At 37.9% G+C, this 17,626-nt stretch carries 16 protein-coding genes and 1 riboswitch; of the genes, 11 read left to right on the forward strand and 5 right to left on the reverse strand.

Features of this window, described 5'->3' with window-relative positions; all coding sequences use genetic code 11:
• Nucleotides 1-41: 41 nt before the first annotated feature.
• Nucleotides 42-1,076 carry a hypothetical protein gene (locus BN985_RS02940; protein WP_042220999.1) on the forward strand — a complete coding sequence of 345 codons (1,035 nt, stop codon included), beginning with the start codon at nt 42-44 and terminating at the stop codon, nt 1,074-1,076.
• A gap of 78 nt (nt 1,077-1,154) precedes the next feature.
• Here the strand turns inward: BN985_RS02940 and BN985_RS02945 are convergent, their stop codons facing one another.
• Nucleotides 1,155-2,351: an MFS transporter gene (locus BN985_RS02945; protein WP_042221001.1), complete on the reverse strand. Its 1,197-nt coding sequence runs from the start codon at nt 2,349-2,351 to the stop codon at nt 1,155-1,157.
• Between the two features lie 48 nt (nt 2,352-2,399).
• Nucleotides 2,400-2,499, reverse strand: a riboswitch (purine riboswitch).
• Between the two features lie 178 nt (nt 2,500-2,677).
• The gene (locus tag BN985_RS02950; RefSeq protein ID WP_042221002.1) at nt 2,678-3,214 is read right to left on the reverse strand and encodes a hypothetical protein; all 537 of its coding nucleotides are present in this window, start codon (nt 3,212-3,214) and stop codon (nt 2,678-2,680) included.
• Nucleotides 3,215-3,340: 126 nt separating this feature from the next.
• Between BN985_RS02950 and BN985_RS02955 the strand changes: the two genes are divergently transcribed.
• Nucleotides 3,341-3,811, forward strand: coding sequence for a hypothetical protein (locus BN985_RS02955; protein ID WP_042221004.1), 471 nt, complete (start codon nt 3,341-3,343; stop codon nt 3,809-3,811).
• Nucleotides 3,808-4,305 (forward strand): hypothetical protein, encoded by a 498-nt coding sequence (locus BN985_RS02960; protein WP_042221005.1) that lies wholly within the window; start codon nt 3,808-3,810, stop codon nt 4,303-4,305. Before BN985_RS02955 ends, BN985_RS02960 begins: the two co-directional genes overlap by 4 nt.
• Nucleotides 4,306-4,367: 62 nt before the next feature.
• On the opposite strand, the gene BN985_RS02965 is transcribed toward BN985_RS02960, so the two are convergent.
• The gene (locus BN985_RS02965) at nt 4,368-5,402 is read right to left on the reverse strand and encodes a hypothetical protein (protein WP_042221006.1); all 1,035 of its coding nucleotides are present in this window, start codon (nt 5,400-5,402) and stop codon (nt 4,368-4,370) included.
• A gap of 250 nt (nt 5,403-5,652) precedes the next feature.
• Between BN985_RS02965 and BN985_RS02970 the strand changes: the two genes are divergently transcribed.
• The 5 genes from BN985_RS02970 to BN985_RS02990 all read left to right on the forward strand — a co-directional run bounded on the left by BN985_RS02970 (nt 5,653) and on the right by BN985_RS02990 (nt 10,289).
• Nucleotides 5,653-6,024, forward strand: a complete 372-nt coding sequence (locus BN985_RS02970; RefSeq protein WP_042221007.1) for a DUF956 family protein — start codon at nt 5,653-5,655, stop codon at nt 6,022-6,024.
• A 422-nt stretch (nt 6,025-6,446) separates the two neighbouring features.
• Nucleotides 6,447-7,412: a mannose/fructose/sorbose PTS transporter subunit IIA gene (locus BN985_RS02975; protein WP_042221008.1), complete on the forward strand. Its 966-nt coding sequence runs from the start codon at nt 6,447-6,449 to the stop codon at nt 7,410-7,412.
• A gap of 32 nt (nt 7,413-7,444) precedes the next feature.
• The gene (locus tag BN985_RS02980; RefSeq protein ID WP_232225567.1) at nt 7,445-8,248 is read left to right on the forward strand and encodes a mannose/fructose/sorbose family PTS transporter subunit IIC; all 804 of its coding nucleotides are present in this window, start codon (nt 7,445-7,447) and stop codon (nt 8,246-8,248) included.
• Between the two features lie 18 nt (nt 8,249-8,266).
• Nucleotides 8,267-9,178 (forward strand): PTS system mannose/fructose/sorbose family transporter subunit IID, encoded by a 912-nt coding sequence (locus tag BN985_RS02985; RefSeq protein ID WP_042221010.1) that lies wholly within the window; start codon nt 8,267-8,269, stop codon nt 9,176-9,178.
• A gap of 94 nt (nt 9,179-9,272) precedes the next feature.
• Nucleotides 9,273-10,289, forward strand: a complete 1,017-nt coding sequence (locus BN985_RS02990; RefSeq protein WP_042221011.1) for an oxidoreductase — start codon at nt 9,273-9,275, stop codon at nt 10,287-10,289.
• 377 nt (nt 10,290-10,666) lie between these two features.
• Here the strand turns inward: BN985_RS02990 and BN985_RS02995 are convergent, their stop codons facing one another.
• Nucleotides 10,667-12,112, reverse strand: coding sequence for a DEAD/DEAH box helicase (locus BN985_RS02995; protein ID WP_042221013.1), 1,446 nt, complete (start codon nt 12,110-12,112; stop codon nt 10,667-10,669).
• 468 nt (nt 12,113-12,580) lie between these two features.
• Between BN985_RS02995 and BN985_RS03000 the strand changes: the two genes are divergently transcribed.
• A complete protein-coding gene (locus BN985_RS03000) occupies nt 12,581-13,897 on the forward strand; it encodes an RsiV family protein (RefSeq protein ID WP_042221014.1) in 1,317 nt (438 codons plus the stop codon).
• Between the two features lie 428 nt (nt 13,898-14,325).
• On the opposite strand, the gene BN985_RS03005 is transcribed toward BN985_RS03000, so the two are convergent.
• A complete protein-coding gene (locus BN985_RS03005) occupies nt 14,326-14,994 on the reverse strand; it encodes a hypothetical protein (RefSeq protein WP_042221015.1) in 669 nt (222 codons plus the stop codon).
• Between the two features lie 421 nt (nt 14,995-15,415).
• Here BN985_RS03005 and BN985_RS03015 point away from each other — a divergent pair, with 421 nt between their 5' ends.
• Both BN985_RS03015 and BN985_RS03020 read left to right on the forward strand, forming a co-directional pair.
• Nucleotides 15,416-16,696, forward strand: a complete 1,281-nt coding sequence (locus BN985_RS03015; RefSeq protein ID WP_042221016.1) for a condensation domain-containing protein — start codon at nt 15,416-15,418, stop codon at nt 16,694-16,696.
• Nucleotides 16,693-17,352 carry a DUF6320 domain-containing protein gene (locus BN985_RS03020; protein WP_042221017.1) on the forward strand — a complete coding sequence of 220 codons (660 nt, stop codon included), beginning with the start codon at nt 16,693-16,695 and terminating at the stop codon, nt 17,350-17,352. The genes BN985_RS03015 and BN985_RS03020 overlap by 4 nt, the downstream gene beginning before the upstream one ends.
• The last annotated feature ends 274 nt before the right edge of the window (nt 17,353-17,626 follow it).

A 17,626-nucleotide genomic window follows, 5' to 3' on the forward strand; every position in this document is an offset into this window, starting at 1 on the left:
ATATTCAGATAGGGGATATGATTAAAAAGGAGGCGTTATGAGTGAATAAAATAACCAAGTTAGCCGGAATGGCTACTATCGCTATTTTACTTGTTGGTTGTCAAAATCCTGAAGAAGAAACAGTACAGGATGCTGAGTCGGTTGATGAAAGTCAAAATGAAAGTGATCCAGCTGATCAGGAAGAACAAAAAACGGGAAATAATGCAGATGAAAACAGCAATAACAAGGATACAAATGAGGAATCATCAAACGAAGATGCCGATAACGATTCAGGTACTTATGGAGGAACTCAAGAGACTCCTAATTACTTCATAGATTCACAAATCTTTAGTTCAGAAAATAAGTTTTATACAGCATACACCATTGAACGTGATCATGAGGGAGATATGCCACTCGAAGATAGATTAGAGGAGTCTCTTACAGAAAATGATCCTTCTGAGCAGGATATTCTTAGCTCATTCACTGATATGACTGTAGAGTGGCCAAAGCTTCAAGTAAACTTTACTGAAGAGGGAAATCAATTATCCGCTACCTCTGCACAAATGATGTTATTTTATGATTCGTTGTTTGGAATTAGTGATTTATATGGGATTGAAGAAGTTTCATTTTTTAATCCTGATGGCGAGGAAAACATCACGGTAGCAGAAAGATTGGTTGATGAGCCTATGCAAATTGAAGACGAAAGAGGTCTTACGCGTGGGTACTACACCGTCTACGACCAAGACCTAGAGCAAACGTTGTTCCTGCCAGGAGGGGAATTAGAGGAGCAGGTTACAAATGACAACGAAGAGCCATTATCCTTCCCGGAAACAGTTGAAGCGATGGCTACAGTGGATCGCGAAGATGCCTTTTACTCTTCGGCAATGGTAGAAGGATTGGAAGTTGTTCACGCATCCATTGAGAATGGTGTTGCTACGGTCCAATATACGTTGGATGAAGAGATTGTAACGGAAGATGATCGAACTGTATTTGAAAATGCCATACAGCTTGCAGCCCTAGACTTCAACGCGTGGGAGGTCCGTTTAATAAATGACACGTTGCAAGAAATCATTACGTATCCATTAGTTGGGCAGTAAATTAAAAAAGACAGATAGTCCTCCATTAAATGAGGGGTCCATCTGTCTTTTAAGCCTAGGGATTGATAAAAACCTTTTTTAATAATTTTTTTCGGGCTTTAATTCGTAGTTATCCTTCCTTAAACGCGTGCCTTGCGCTTTTGTCCTTAAAGAAACAACCGCACATACTAAGGAAATAATAACAAGCACGCCACCAAACCAAGCTGTACTGGAAACATTTCCGGTTTGATTTAACACGAGTCCACCAAATCCTGACCCAAGCGAAATCCCAATTTGTAATGCTGAATTATTAAAGCTTTGCTGAATATCAGATGTTGCAGGATCTGTTTGAATCAAATAGCTTTGTTGTGGTGGAGCTAGACTCCAGCTTAATGCAGCCCAGATCATCATAACTGGTAGGAATACAATAAGTGAAAAAGTTGTAAATGGCAGTATAAATAGCACTACAGCAAATGAAATGATCACGGTAATAATGCTTTTTGGAGCTCCAATCGAATCGGAAAGAAATCCTCCAAATGCACCGCCACTTACTGCTGCAATCCCAAATAATAGATAACAAATGCTGAGCCAACTGGAACCCAAATGAAGTTCTGTTTCTAAAAATGGCGTGAAGTATGCATAAAGCGTATAATGCCCTGCTAGCATAAACATGGTTGCGAGATGTGCACTACCTAATTTCACGCTACTCACTGCTTTTAGTTGTTGCGTGAGTGGAATCGCGTTCTCGCCAGGGAATCGGTCTAAAAAGATGGAGATAAGTACAAAAGAACCTATCGATAACAATGCAATTCCTAGGAAGATAACGCGCCAGCCAAATTGATCGGAAATCAAAATTCCCAGTGGCACTCCCATAACAAGCGAAGAACTAATCCCCATGTAAACAAGGCCTAGCGCCTTTGCTCGATGTGCCGGTGAAACCACCTTTGAAGCGATGGTTAAGGACAGGACTACGATCAGTGCTGTACTCATGGCGGTAATGACCCTTGCAATCATCATAAAGGTAAAATTCGGACTGAAATAAGTCATAATATTCCCAATGAAGAAAATAGACAAGGAAATAAGATATAACTTTTTGCGCTCCATTTTGCTCGTTAGGACTAATAATACAGGACCGGAAACAGCATAGATAAGTGCGAAAACCGTGATTAATTGTCCAGCGGAGCTTAAGGAGATATTTAAATCGTTCGCTATAGTTGGAAGAATTCCACCAACGACTAATTCAACAAGTCCAACGGCTACTGTAGATAATGCGAGAATAAAAACTTTTAAATTCATCTTTCTTTCCTTCCTTTCAAATTAAATAAAAAAATCCTGATTACAAAAAATGATTCACTCATTTTCTGTAATCAGGATTTTAAGGTTCCTGGTAGAGACCCTCAAGCCATATTCCTGAGGTTATACAGGTTATTTAAATTTAATGTAATCAAGCACTTTGAATAGTTTACTAGCTTTCATCTAGTTTATCAAGTAGTAATTTTTAGCTGTGTTACACAAATAGTTAAATCCCCCCTGAGTATAAAGGGGGGATGATTGACAGAACCGTATTAGCTGTAACGAAGTGGATAAATATTCTAAGTCATTCCTCTACAAAGGATTCTCCTTCAAACATCCTCACACTCATCAGAAGTAATAAAATAGCGGATGAGCGTCTCTTGTTCGAAGGTTTTTCCTGTGGAGTCCTTGTATTCAATCTTAACTGCATCAGTGGAACCCGTTTCAGATGAAGTAGACGTTAAGGCGAATACAAGATTCCGCATCTCATTCGGCTGAACTTTCGCACCTATCGCTTCTACTCGATTATCCCAATTTTTCGGCAGTGGGAAATCTGTGGAGTCTGTTGGTGGCCACTCACCAAACCCAAGAAGTGCTTCATCAGAGTTGAGCTTCACTAGCACCGACTCTTTTAATTCCAAGCCGTCAGCGTTAACGAGAGAAATATCAGTAATGGTAATTTCCTCATCTCCCTCATGTATGAGAAATGTATCTCCAAACATTCTGCTCGCTCCATTCTCACCAGGTACACAGTCCATCCCGGTTGTTTCACCAAGGTTCAAACTGCTTCCCACTGCATTAGTGTCGGAACAACCAGTGAAGAATAAAAGGAAGGTAAGTGAAAAGAGAGATATTACTCGTGTCATAAGGACAACCTCCTTTAAATTTTTTTAATATATATATGGGACTGCACTTAGACCATTATTTAGATAGAAGAGAATAAATTACTGTTCAGCTGACATACTAGATAAAAATTATGTATGGAGGTCTTTATGGAAATTGCTGTTTTCTTTTTTCTATCCTGGCTAGCAATATCATTGTTCACGGCTATAAATAAAGATCTAAGTATTGTTACAAACACTTTTATTTTTCTAATCATACTTATTGTGAGTATTAATTTTTCATGGATTATTAACGATGAATTGAATTTAATTACGTTAAGAGAAGAATGGACGCCGTACACAGCATACTTGTTGAATCGCAGTATACTTATACCTATTCTTGTCTTGTTACAGGTAAACCTTTTTATAAAAACTCATTCATATATTAAGAAAGGAATTATCCTGGTTTCTTCCATAATAATTTTGCTCATGATTAGTTTTATTTCAACCCAATTAAACATAATAGAATTCAAAGAATGGAGCCTTTGGTTAGAAGCAATTTATCTCATTTGCTTAAATCTTATTGGTCTTATTTCATACACCTTATTTAATAAAATCAAGGGGGTTCAAGAAAGTAAATGATGTTATGGGAGTCTTTTGATAAAAATGAAATATATACATTAATTTTACTGCTTGGGGGTTATGCTGCAGTCTTTATTTCCCCTAAAAAGTTGCCTCTTCCTATTACTGTTTTGTTTTTAACATGGGGTTTAGCTACTGCAATGTTAGTCGATTTTACTATCGGTGGAGGGATGATGGACTTTTATAAAATTAATGATGCTAATGGCTATGAGTTTGCAGATTTTTTAACCTATCTTCAGTTTCCGATTTTTAGTTACTTCTTTATTTATTTTTATGAAGTGCTAAATATCAATAAAAAACGTTTTATTTTTTATGTTATAGGATGGGTTATAATCAGCTTATCCATGGAAAAATTATCAGTATTTATGGGAGTAATTCATTATCAACATGGATATAATATGTACTTTTCATTGCTTGTAATTTTATCTGTTCAAACAACTCTAGCTTTGTATTATGAATTAATTAAGAAAAAAATGATAAACAGAATGCCATAGAAACGATAGTTGATGGTTTCTATGGCATTTGATGTATATTATTAAGCTCGGCACGCAAAGGACTAGTCGAGCTGCTGTTCAATAAATTCAAGTATTTTCTTCTGTTCTTGCTCCGTACTTGAATACTGTTGTTCCAACGATTCCAAGTATTCTCCAGCCTTTTTCAGCTCTACAACACCTTTTTTCATATAGGATTTGTAGTGGTCATTTACTTTGTTAATTTTATCTGCATATTTTTCATCTGTACCAGGAGTGACAGCTCCTTCGTATAAATCAATGACTTCATCTTTTTCCCTTGTTGGAAAAAATTCATGCGGGTCCGTGCTATCAAAGAGGCAGAAATTTAAACCGGGTACAACTACCATATCAATACTATTTGGATCGAAACTACAATGATAAACTTCCGTATCATAACCGTGTTGGATACAAGCACTTGCTACTTTTTTCATGAATGTTGACTTGCCTGTTCCGGCACGCCCTTTCACATAAAAAACATGGGAGAGCTTTTCCGTAATATGGGGGATGACATTGACAGGTCCATCCACGGTTGTCGTACCAAAGAGGCGGTGATATTCATGGGCATCGCGGGTCTTCTTTGGTTGCCCTTGTAATCTTTCTTGAATAAATTTACCTGTCATTTCATTCGCCTTTTCAAAATGCATCTCTTTAATATAGATCTCTTCCAGATCATCATGAATGCGCAATCCTGTTTCAAAATCCTTATATGCTTTTTCGGTGTGATGCTTGAATTTTTCTTGTAGCACAATGTTATTTACTAATTTTTCTGATGTAAAGGCACTTAAATCGAGTTCGATTACGCTCTCCATACCATGGGGGATGGCGGAATCATTTAAAAACGCGATACCTTTTTCGCGAATAATAACCCCATCCAAGTAACCCTCACCTAACGGACTTTTTAACACTTCCACTGCATTAGTAGTTTCATATTTTTGTATTAAATGCTTTAAAATCTGTGATTTTACCTTTTGGGAAGCATGTTTCAGACTAATGATCTGCTGCAAGCCTTCTATATTGGAGGATAGTAAGTTAAAAAATCCCTCTGCTGTATTTGCCGTGACATAATAATAATTTTTCAAGGAGTCACTTCCTTTAATCAAATTTTGTTATTTTGCCTTTCACCAAGGTGGACGATTAATGTATCTTTTCACTTTATACAGTTTATGACAGACCTTTGTTATGGGTGAATGTAACGGTTGCCGTCACTAGTCTTCTAAAACGTGTACGTCTAGTGTTCATTAATAGCTGGTTTCTTTCAAACATTTTTTGCTTAAAAGACTAAAACGTGTATAATGATTTCTAGTAATAGAAAGAAATGGGGTAGGTCAAATGGTCCAGTCTCTTAATACAAAAGTAGATTTAGTTATTAATGCAACCTCACATATAAGAATGACCGATTATGGCAAAATTATGATTGGCGACAAAGGGTTTGAATTCTACAATACTCGTGATGCCCGAAAGTTTATTCAAATTCCGTGGAAAGAAGTGGATTCCGTGATTGCTTCTGTCATGTTTAAAGGAAAGTGGATTCCGCGTTATGCAATTAAAACAAAGAGTGATGGGACATATACATTTTCTTCTAAGGATCCAAAGAAAGTATTGCGATCCATTCGTGAGTACGTTGACCCGGATCGGATGGTTCAATCATTAGGCTTCTTTGATGTCATTAAGCGGGGTTTTAAAGGTAGATTTAATAAGTAGCTTTTTGCAGAGGTTCTTAAACGTAATTAAAAAGGTTCATAGTGAAAAGGTACTGAGCAAAAATAATTAGCTTATTCTTGAAACGAGTAAAATGTAGTGTTATAATACTTTTGGATAAACTCATTAAGCATTCTAAATGCTTAATTATTTTAAGTGTGATTGAAGCGTTTGCATAAAGTGAATAGATTGTACTTATTTTTTACGTGTTACTGATTCGATCAGGCATGAGTGGGAAGTATAGATTAAAACGAAGTAAAAGGGGACCTACTACACCTCTGCCTTGTTTTAGTCTGCTTTTTACTCGTGTCTTTTTTATTCTTTTTTTGTGTTTGCAAACGCTTTAGAGGGAATGGGGAGATAGTGGTTAACGAGTTATCCATAATTTAAGTGTAAAAAAACGAATACTAATAGGAGGTAAAAAGATGGTAGGAATTATCATTGCTACGCATGGCGAATTCGCAGATGGTATCTTGCAATCTGGAGCGATGATCTTTGGAGAGCAAGAAAATGTGACAGCTATTACATTGATGCCGAACGAAGGACCTGTTGATGTAAAAACAAAAATGGAAAAGGCAATCTCCTCTTTCGACAATCAAGATGAAGTATTATTCTTAGTCGATCTTTGGGGCGGTACTCCTTTCAATCAGGCAAGCAGCTTGATGGAAGGTAAAGATAAATGGGCAATTGTTGCTGGTTTGAATTTAGCCATGCTGATAGAAGCATATGCTTCGCGCATGTCTATGGACACAGCACATGAAATTGCGACACATATCCTAGGTACAGCGAAAGAAGCCGTTAAAGTAAAACCGGAAGAATTAGAACCAGCGGACACTGCGAAGGCTGATGCCGGACCAGCAAGTACAGGTGCACCTGGTACATTTGACTATGTGCTAGCTCGTATTGACACGCGTTTGTTGCATGGACAAGTAGCGACAGCCTGGACAAGGAATACACAGCCTACGCGTATTATTGTTGTATCAGATGTGGTAGCAGAAGATGAGCTTCGTAAAAAATTGATCCAGCAGGCTGCTCCCTCAGGTGTTAAGGCACATGTCGTGCCGATTCAAAAAATGATCGAGCTTGCCAAGGATGATCAGCATTTTGGTGGTCAGCGCGCGTTACTGCTTTTCGAAAACCCGCAGGATGTGCTTAGAGCTGTAGAAGGTGGCGTTCCATTAGAAACCATTAACGTTGGTTCGATGTCACACTCTCCTGGTAAAGTCCAGCCGAATAAGGTGTTGGCTTTTGATCAAAACGATATCGATACGTTTCGCAAGTTAAAAGAGTTTGGTGTGGACTTCGATGTACGTAAAGTTCCAGCTGATCAATATGGCAACATGGATGACATTCTAAAAAGAGCACAAGCTGAGTTAGATAAACAGAAATAATTATTAGGTGAAAAGGAGGATATATCATGGATTTGACTATTATTCAGATAATACTAGTTATTATCGTAGCATTCTTAGCTGGTGTCGAAGGGATATTGGATGAATTCCACTTCCATCAGCCAATTATTGCTTGTACGTTAATTGGTTTAGTTACAGGAGAAATAATACCATGTCTCGTTTTAGGTGGTACGCTTCAATTGATTGCTTTAGGGTGGGCTAACATCGGAGCTGCTGTAGCACCTGATGCCGCGTTGGCATCCGTAGCATCTGCCATTATTTTAGTTTTGGGTGGTCAAGGCGAAGCAGGTGTATCTTCAGCAATCGCGATTGCTGTTCCACTTGCAGTAGCAGGTTTATTATTAACAATTATTGTTCGAACGATTGCAACAGCATTTGTACATTTCATGGATGCCGCAGCGAGGGAAGGTAATTTCCGAAAGGTTGAGATGTGGCATATTATCGCGATCATTATGCAAGGTTTGCGTATTGCTATTCCTGCTGCATTAATTGTAGCAATTGGCGCAGGTCCTGTTAGAGAATTACTTGAATCGATGCCGGCTTGGTTGACAGACGGCATAGCAGTCGGTGGTGGAATGGTAGTAGCGGTTGGTTTTGCGATGGTTATTAACATGATGGCTACAAAAGAAGTATGGCCATTCTTGGCAATTGGTTTCGTAATAGCAACCATTCCATCTCTTACCCTTTTAGGTTTAGGTGGTATCGGTGTAGCACTTGCACTTATTTATATTGCATTATCAAAACAAGGTGGCTCTGGTAATGGCGGAGGCGGCGGCAATACTGGTGATCCGTTAGGCGACATTATTGATAACTACTAAAAGGAGGAGGCTTAAAAAATGGAAAAAGGATTGAAATTATCAAAAAGAGATCGTATAGCTATTTGGTTCCGTTCCATGTTCATACAAGGTTCTTGGAACTATGAACGGATGCAAAACGGTGGTTGGGCATTCTCCATGATCCCGGCCATCAAACGATTATATAAAACAAAAGAAGATCGTTCTGCTGCATTGCAGCGTCATTTAGAGTTTTTTAATACACACCCGTATGTAGCTTCGCCAATTATTGGTGTAACGCTTGCGCTTGAAGAAGAACGGGCAAATGGTGCCCCGGTTGACGACAAGGCTATTCAAGGGGTTAAAGTCGGTATGATGGGTCCATTAGCTGGTATTGGCGATCCATTATTCTGGTTCACGGTAAAACCGATCCTTGGTGCATTAGCTGCCTCGCTTGCAATGAGCGGTAATATACTTGGTCCAATTCTTTACTTCGTCTTATGGAATCTGATTCGTATGGGCTTCATGTGGTATTCACAAGAGCTTGGTTACAAAGCCGGTTCTAAGATCACGGATGACTTATCTGGCGGAATACTTCAAGATATCACCAAGGGTGCCTCGATACTCGGTATGTTCATCCTCGGTGCCTTGGTTAATAGGTGGGTAGCTGTATCGTTCACCCCAACCGTCTCGGAAATCCAACTCGATGACGGTGCTTATATTGATTGGGAGAACCTACCATCCGGAGCAGAGGGAATTAAAACGGCACTCGAACAACAGGCCGCTGGGCGATCATTAAGTGAATATCAAGTTACAACATTACAAGACAACTTAGATAGCTTAATTCCTGGTTTAGCTGGCTTGGCGTTAACCCTTATTTGTATGTGGTTGCTTAGAAAGAAAGTTTCTCCAATTATTATGATCCTTGGATTATTCGTTCTAGGTATTGTCTTCCACGTAATTGGCTTAATGTAATGCTAAACTTTATTTAAATAGTGAAGTACCTCCTAGGATGACATCTGTTCATCAAAGGAGGTACTTTTACATAATGTTATAAAAGGAGATTACTATGCTTACTATTGGTTATATCGGAAATGGAAAAAGTACAAACAGGTACCATCTGCCATTCGTACTGCAAAGGGAAAATATAAACGTAAAAACAATCTATCGGAGAACGCCTGCAAATGATAGCTGGGATAAGATTGCGGGTGTCCATTATACTTCTGATTTACAAGAATTACTTCATGACGAGGACATCCAGCTTATTGTGATTTGTACAAAACATGATAGCCATTATGAATATGCTAAACAAGTATTAGAACATAATAAACACTGTTTGGTTGAAAAGCCATTTATGGAAACTTCGGAACAGGCTAAAGAAATATTCGCATTGGCAAAAGAGAAGGACTTAATTGTGCAGGCATATCAAAATAGACGTTTTGATAGTGACTTCTTAACTGTTCAAAAGGTGATTGAAGAAGGAAAAACAGGGGACTTACTGGAAGTTGAAATGCATTATGACTACTATCGCCCCGAAGTACCTGAGTCTGCTACCTCTTTTGATCCAGGATCATCCTTTTTATACGAACATGGCTGTCATACACTAGATCAGGTCATCAGCTATTTTGGCAAGCCAGATGATATTCATTATGATGTGAGGCAGATTTTAGGACAAGGTAGAAAAAATGATTACTTCGATTTGGATTTATATTATGGTGGAGTCAAAGTATCGGTAAAATCTAGTTATTTCAGAGTGAAAGAGAGACCAAGCTTCGTCGTTCATGGTAAAAAAGGGTCCTTTGTCAAAGAAACGAAAGATCGTCAGGAAGAACATTTGAAATTATTCTACATGCCTGATAACAAAGACTTTGGTGTTGATACAATAAACCACTATGGTGTGCTGACATATATCGATGAGGAAGGCACAATCCATGAAGAAACAGTGAAATCGGTAAATGGTGATTATGGTCGGGTGTATGATGATGTATACGAAGCGATTATAAATGGTAAGGAAAAAACTATCACAGACGAACAAACACTGCTGCAGATGGAGATGTTAGAAACGGGAGTTAAGCACCTGAAATAAAAGTACGTGTTTGGGATATTATTTAAAAGAAAAATCCGAAAGATATGCTTTTGAAAAACCGCTCCAGAAATATACTACGCTTTCCATGGGCGGCTGGTGAGCCTCCGGATGCTTCGCATTCCGGGGTCTCACCTAGGCCTTCCCTCCCATTGGACAAGGAAGACTTCGACAGCATTGCATCGCACGCAGAAAATCGTTTTTGATTTTCAAGGAGTCTCCGTATATTTCTTACGCTTGTTATATCGTTTATCCGTCTTTTGGCTAATATGTCCTAGCCTCGTTCAGGGCTTTTTAAATTCGACTTTATTTATACGCTACTTGAATTAAAAAATCCCCCTCACTTTTTTGTGGAGGGGGATTTAAGGTTTATACATCTATTACTTAATTGCTTTGCTTACTTTTAACTTCTTTCCTTTGATCGTCGTATTCTCCATGGCTTGTATAACGAGTGAGCCTTTTCCGTTCAGAATATCCACATATGACATGCGATCATGGATGGTTATAATGCCGATATCATCTGCTGTGACACCAGGGATCTTGGCGATCGTTCCAACAAAGTCAACAGCACGAATCTTCTTCTGTTTACCACCGTTGAAATGGAGTTTCATAATATCTTGATTGATACGGGCAGTTTTATTATTTCTTACAATTCGCTTGTTGCTAAGTTTTTCATCGAAAGCAGCTCTTCCGCCAGTTACTTCCTGAGTGCTGGGAGCCTCTATAGTCGGTATTTCAAAGCCGATGTACTTTTCAATTGCTTTAAGAAATTTTTCTTCAAAAGGTGTCGAAAATGTAATGGCCTTTCCTTTATTTCCAGCACGACCGGTTCTCCCAGTTCGATGCACATAGCTCTCTTTTTCCATTGGAACATCATAGTTGATAACAAGTGACACATTATCAATATCAATCCCTCTGGCAGCTACATCGGTGGCCACCAGATAGCGGAAGTTCCCCATTTTGAAACCTTCCATAACAGCGAATCGGTCCTCTTGTTCTAGTCCCCCGTGGAGTCTCTCACAAGGATATCCAGCTTTATCTAGTTCGCTGTACACTGTATCCACATGTTCTTTCGTTCGGCAGAAAATGAGGCAGCTGTCTGGATTTTGTACAACTGTGACATCTTTAAGTAGTAAAATTTTTTCTTCTTGTTTCGCTTCGATTAAGAAATGTTCAATGGAATCGGCTGTTACCCCAGTTGATTCAATCTCAATCTGAGTAGGGTTTTTCATATATTTATAGCAAAGATTTTCCACATCTTTAGGCAAGGTAGCAGAAAAAACCATGGTAACGCGGTTTGAAGGCAACGCTTTAATGATCGATTCTACTTCATCAATGAAACCTCTATTAAGCATTTCATCCGCTTCATCTATGACAAGGTACTTTATTTGATTCAAATCTAGGGTTTCTCGATCAATATGGTCCATGACCCGTCCAGGCGTACCAACGACTACATGCGTTTTTTGTTTCAATTCATCCTTTTGTTTCGCAAAAGGTTCTTTTCCATAGACGGCCACAGCTTTAATACGTTTAAACCTTCCGATATTCGTAATATCTTCACGGACTTGAACTGCAAGCTCCCTGGTTGGGGTAAGAATTAAGGCTTGTGGCTTTTTTTCCTCCCATTCAACCATATCGCAAACAGGTATACCAAAAGAGGCGGTCTTTCCGCTCCCTGTTTGAGCTTTTACGACAAGGTCTTGATTTTCCATTGCTAGTGGGATGACCTTACTTTGAACTTCTGTTGGCGTTTCGTATTTTAGCACAGCTAGTGCTTTTTTAATTTCTTCGCTTACATGATAATCCGCAAAACTTCTTTTACTCATTTTTTAACCTCATTTTTTGTTTTTTCGTCATATATATAGAATTCTCTCCAAGAAATATCATATGCATGATCTGATTAAGGTTCATTATACTTGAAAAGTGCGGGAGAAATCGAACTTTATATAAAATTTTATCTGTAGCTGCCTTCAGCTACTAACAAGGTGCTCTGTATTCACAATAAATTTAGCAATATTAAGGAAGGGAATTTGAATGATCTTAAAAATACTGCTAATTTGAAAAGCAAGTTGTTCCATTATTTATTTACGTAAGATGGAATTCGTAATATTATGTAATGTAGGTCGAAAGGAACATTGTTGGGTTGTTTATTCATTTTTAAGAAAGGTATATATACCTAGTTATGAAGAGCTGTCAAGATAAATCATACACTGGATATAGACTTCTAATGACTGTAATTCGAAAGTATTAACAAACTTTTTGAGAGTATCATATCTATCAGGGGGAAAACAGCTATGAAGAATGTGATTTTACCATTTACTATCCTTTTTCTAATAGTAAGTGGATGTAGTAATAAGGAAACGGGAGCAAGTAATACGGAAGTGGCAGAAGAGAAGGCTGAAAGTGAAGAAGTTGAACATAGTAAAAGAAAGTCTGAAGAAACAACTAAAAATGAACATGAAGAAGATATAGAGGAGGATTTAGTTAACAACCTAGAAAACTATGAAACGGTTGTATTGGAAGAGGTTGAAGAATTAAAAGAACTAACAATAGAGTATCCGAAATTCTCCTATGATCCTTTGGATGAAATTATATCAGGCGAAATGGAGAAGGAAGTTGAACATTGGAAGAGCGTTGATGCAACGGTAGAATCTTATGAAAATCCTTCTGTAGATCTAAGATATTTTATAACTAAAACATTTGAAAAACCAATTATAACGAAAGAGTTTGTATCTATATATTTCGAGGACCGTATTGCCATGGGGGGAACTGGTCATTCTGTTAGTCATACAATGACTTTTAATTTGATGGATGAACAGTTAATTACCTTGAATGACGTTTTAAAAGAACACGAAACTTCTTTAGAAGAGATCGCTGAATTAGTGGCTCAAGAACTTATTTCGGGTGAAAAATTTGCTGAGTATCGAGGTGATTCTGCATCAGAAAATTATAAGGAAAGAGTATATGAAGAGACAGAGCCAGTGGAGAGTAATTATGAGTCATTTACCTTAACAGAGAAGTCGATTACTTTTTATAAACAATATTTCAGTATTTTTCCTAACGCCGCAGGAATTGTAGGGGTAGAAGTCACATGGGATGAACTAAAAGAATATCAAGAGAGTAATATGGGAAAATTCTCAGCCACAGAACTAAAACAGGACAATAAAACGTATGAGTTTGGATCTTCTGTGGGCCCAACAACTACTTTAACTTATATCGATAATGATTATGGTTTTTCTATGAAATTTCCGAAATCATGGAAAAATAAGTATAAAGTAAGAATAAGTGAAGACTACTATGAACATTTGATTAAAGATCCATCTAAATCTATTGTTTTCAGCATGGTTGAAGATGGGGCGTTCATTGGGGATTTATTTTCCATTGAAGTCCTTGAGGACATAGATGAAGGAGGAGTGGAAAAGTATTATGAAAATTGGCCAGGGTTTGAAGGGTACATTGGGGCAGGAAATGGTATTGTCTTAGTATATACTAGACCTGGGATGATGCCAGAGCAATTATATGACGAGCCGTACATAAATACAGGTAATCAATTTTCTCGTATGGTAGAGGAGGACATGCCTGACATATTAGAAACATTAAAATTTAAGTAAGATAATATTTCCTTATTAAATAGTTAGAATCCAAAGATTGGATCCAATAGTGATTCAGTCGAGACTGTAAACTATACTGTGTAAGTATGGGGGCGTACCCTCTTACTTCACAGTTTAGTTTTTTCATTGGAAGAATAAAATGATAGGAATGGAAAGCTATTTTACTGGCTAAATCTAAGCAGTATTCTAAAACAGCTGATTTAGGGAACCAAACACTAGTACCAACCAGAGAGTAAGATTGAACTTACACACATTATTTGAAAAACCAATATATATGTAGGTGTCTCCTTACCAGGCGTTATCAATATTGTATGATATCTAAACCATTTGTTCGTAATAACTCACTTAAGAAAACAATAATAATACTGCTGAACATGACCCCAATATAAATGTAGCTTAACTGGCAATAACAAAACAAACGTTTCTTTTTATGGATTTTCATTTCTTTGTTCTTTTATAAAATTCTTTACTGTAGAAGTTGGGTCTATGGTGTAGGTGTCTGCATAAACAAGTTCTTCTATGTAACATTTAGGCCCGATATGGACATTTGCACCTTTAACACACTTGGCATTGGTGGAATGAAGATGAATTTCTTCACCGAAAATGACGCTGCAAGTAAGCTTCTTCCCACTTAAAGAAAGTGACTTTTTTTCTACACTGACGGTAATATAGTTGCCTTGCAATGTTTTTACATTGCTTTTGCCTGTATTACTTATCTCGATATGTTTTGCTTTTAATGTGTTTGCTTTTATGACACCTGTTAACTCTATTCTCTCTGCATTTATTGCCTGTTTCACAGTTAGGTGCCCCATGCTAGTAAGAGTTGTTACAGTCCCTTCTTCAAGTTTAAGTGCCCCCATATTCATTAGTTCTCCAGCTTCTACAGTATGAAAAGAGGAAGCTCCATGATTGGTTAAACAATCTGCTTTCGTATTAGCTAGGAATTTGCCTCTTCCCCAAAGGGACAACTGCTTCGACTCACAGTCCTCGTGAAAAGTAACGGCGCCATATATTTTAATATCTTCGTACCCAACTGATTTTTCTTTAACTGTTCCATTTACCATTGTTAACTTTTTAACCTTCTCGATTGCGCTCACGAAAGATCTCCCCGTTCCTTTAACTTACCAGTGGTTAAAATATATCTCTATTAAAGGGAAAGATCAATAAAAATAAGTTGCTTATTGTATCTTGACACCCATTATTATATAAAAAATCGGAGGTGCTTTAATGTCATTCTAGCTGGGGTCCTCTTTACTTGATGCATGCGTCCTTGCCGTACTGGCGAAAGAAGATGCATCTGGGTATTTCCTTACTCAGCATGTGCGAGCAAGTATGGGTATATCAGAGTCGACTCTATATCGGGACTATCGGTAAAAAATAATGCTATAATTGCAACAATATAGTGTATTTATGTTATAGCCTAATTTGTTACGCTATTTGTAACTAAGTATGAGACAATTTAATAATTGGAGTGGCAGATCATCATAGATAAAGTACGAAGTAAAAGAAGGTAAGTTGATGAGCAAATGGTATAAAATCGATAATGTAGGTAAAGTATTTCATGCCGTAACAGAGGCCTCTAATTCCTCGGTATACCGTGTTTCTGTGCTAATGAAAGACATGGTAGACGAGGAGGGATTGCAGGAGGCGCTAGATAGCGTGATCAAACGATTCCCGACACTGGCTGTAAAGGTACGCAAAGGGGTATTCTGGGACTTTATGGAGAGTAATGAAGAAAAGCTAAGCGTTCAGAAAGAAACAACCTATCCTTGTCACCCGATAAATCCAAAGGAGAATAATGGGTATTTGTTCAAGGTTTTATACTTTAACAAGCGGATAGCTGTGGAAATTTTTCACTCTCTTACAGACGGAACAGGTGCAGTGGAGTTTCTTAAAACATTAATTTATCAATATTTAACATTGCGAGGGGAAGAAATAGCAGTAGACGGGGACGCGTTACTATTTTCGGACCAAGTGCCAAGTAAGTATGAAACAGAGGATAGTTTTGAAAAGTATTACCAAAAGTCTAATCGTAATTATCTGCAGGATAAAGTACAGCGAGCGTTTCAGATTAAAGGAACGCCATTTGACCCTAAAGGCGTAAATGTGATTCATGGCGTAATCAGTGCCTCTGCTCTAAATAATGTTGCAAAGCGAATGGGCGTGTCTATCACGGAATTTATTACAGCCTTGGTCATCTATGCCATTTATTCCGAAACAATGAAATATGGAATATACAAAGAAAATATCTCCATTGCAATCCCTGTAAACCTCCGCCAAAGGTTTCCTTCTGTCACGTTAAGAAACTTTTTTTCTGTAGTAAATGTAAGGGTGGATATCAATGGTGATATCACGTTAGAGGAGATTATGAAGGCGGTATCCGAGCAATTAAAAAGTAAGACAGACAAGCAACATTTACAGGATGAAATCAACCGCCATGTACAGCTACAAAAGAGCTTAAAAACAAGAATAGTACCCTTGTCCTTAAAGTATCCTGCAATGCGCTATGGATTTACACATTACGGAGAAATGGCAAAGACACTTACACTAACTAACTTAGGAAACATTAACCTGCCTGATTCCATGAAAGGTTATATTGAAAGAATGGAAGTTGCACTGTATCCTACTAAAAACAGTCCAATTAGTTGTGGAGTTGCTACCGTTAATGATCAAATGACCATTACATTTGCACGTTCGATTGTAGAATCTGAAGTCATTAAGTCGTTCTTCAGTCAGCTTTCTCGTTTAACAGGCCTTAATGTGGAAGTTTACTCCAATAATTGGGGGGAGACGAGATGAACTACTGTAATCATTGTGCCGTGTCAATCAACCACGTGACATGTCCCTTATGTCATCGTAAAGTAGCAGAGTCAATAGATAATGAGGTAAAGCTATATCCAGACTATATGACAATGAAAAAAAGAAGGACGTTTATTGCAAAAGTCGTGGCCTTTCTATCGATTACTATGGCAAGTACATGTTTTGTTATAAACCTATTAGTAAATGCCGACTACCTTTGGTCGCTGTATGTAGTAGGCGGAGCGGTTTATCTTTGGGTAACAATGAACCATACACTCCTTTCCTCAGCACATACTGGAGCGAAGATTATTTTACAGGTGATTAGTCTTTCTAGTGTACTGGTAATCATGGACTTCACATCAGGTTTTCAGCGGTGGTCAGTAAATTTTGCCATCCCTCTGATAATTATTATGGCTACGCTTCTGACAACCATTATTATTTTAAAAAAGCGGGTGCACTGGCGGGACTATATGGGCTATACATTCGTCATGTTTGTAATAGGCTTTATTCCAATTGGCTTGTATATTAGTGGGATTGCTACCGTTCTTTGGACATGTGTAGGGACTTCTCTTTATGCATTACTAACGCTTATTGGAATGCTATTATTTTCATACAAAACAATTAAGGAGGAGTTCATTCGTCGGTTTCATGTCTAAGCAGGGATTTTCCCTGTTCTCCTTAAGCAATTGACAGGAACTAATTTTCCTGTCATAATCTTCTTAATTGCATATGGTACCTTTAATTCAGTCCAGAGAGGCTGACAAGGACAGCGGATTTTTACAATACGCGAGGAGTAGGTGTGCTTTACCCTATGCTGGTGTACTGTATAGAAAAAGAGGCTAATTGTCAGGTTAACTGGTGATTAGCCTCTTTTTTGTATGCCGTGGATCTGTGATTTTTGGTACCGGAAAATCATAGTTGGGGGAATAA

The organism is Oceanobacillus manasiensis, assembly GCF_000724085.1.
GTDB classification, from domain to species: domain Bacteria; phylum Bacillota; class Bacilli; order Bacillales; family Amphibacillaceae; genus Oceanobacillus_B; species Oceanobacillus_B manasiensis.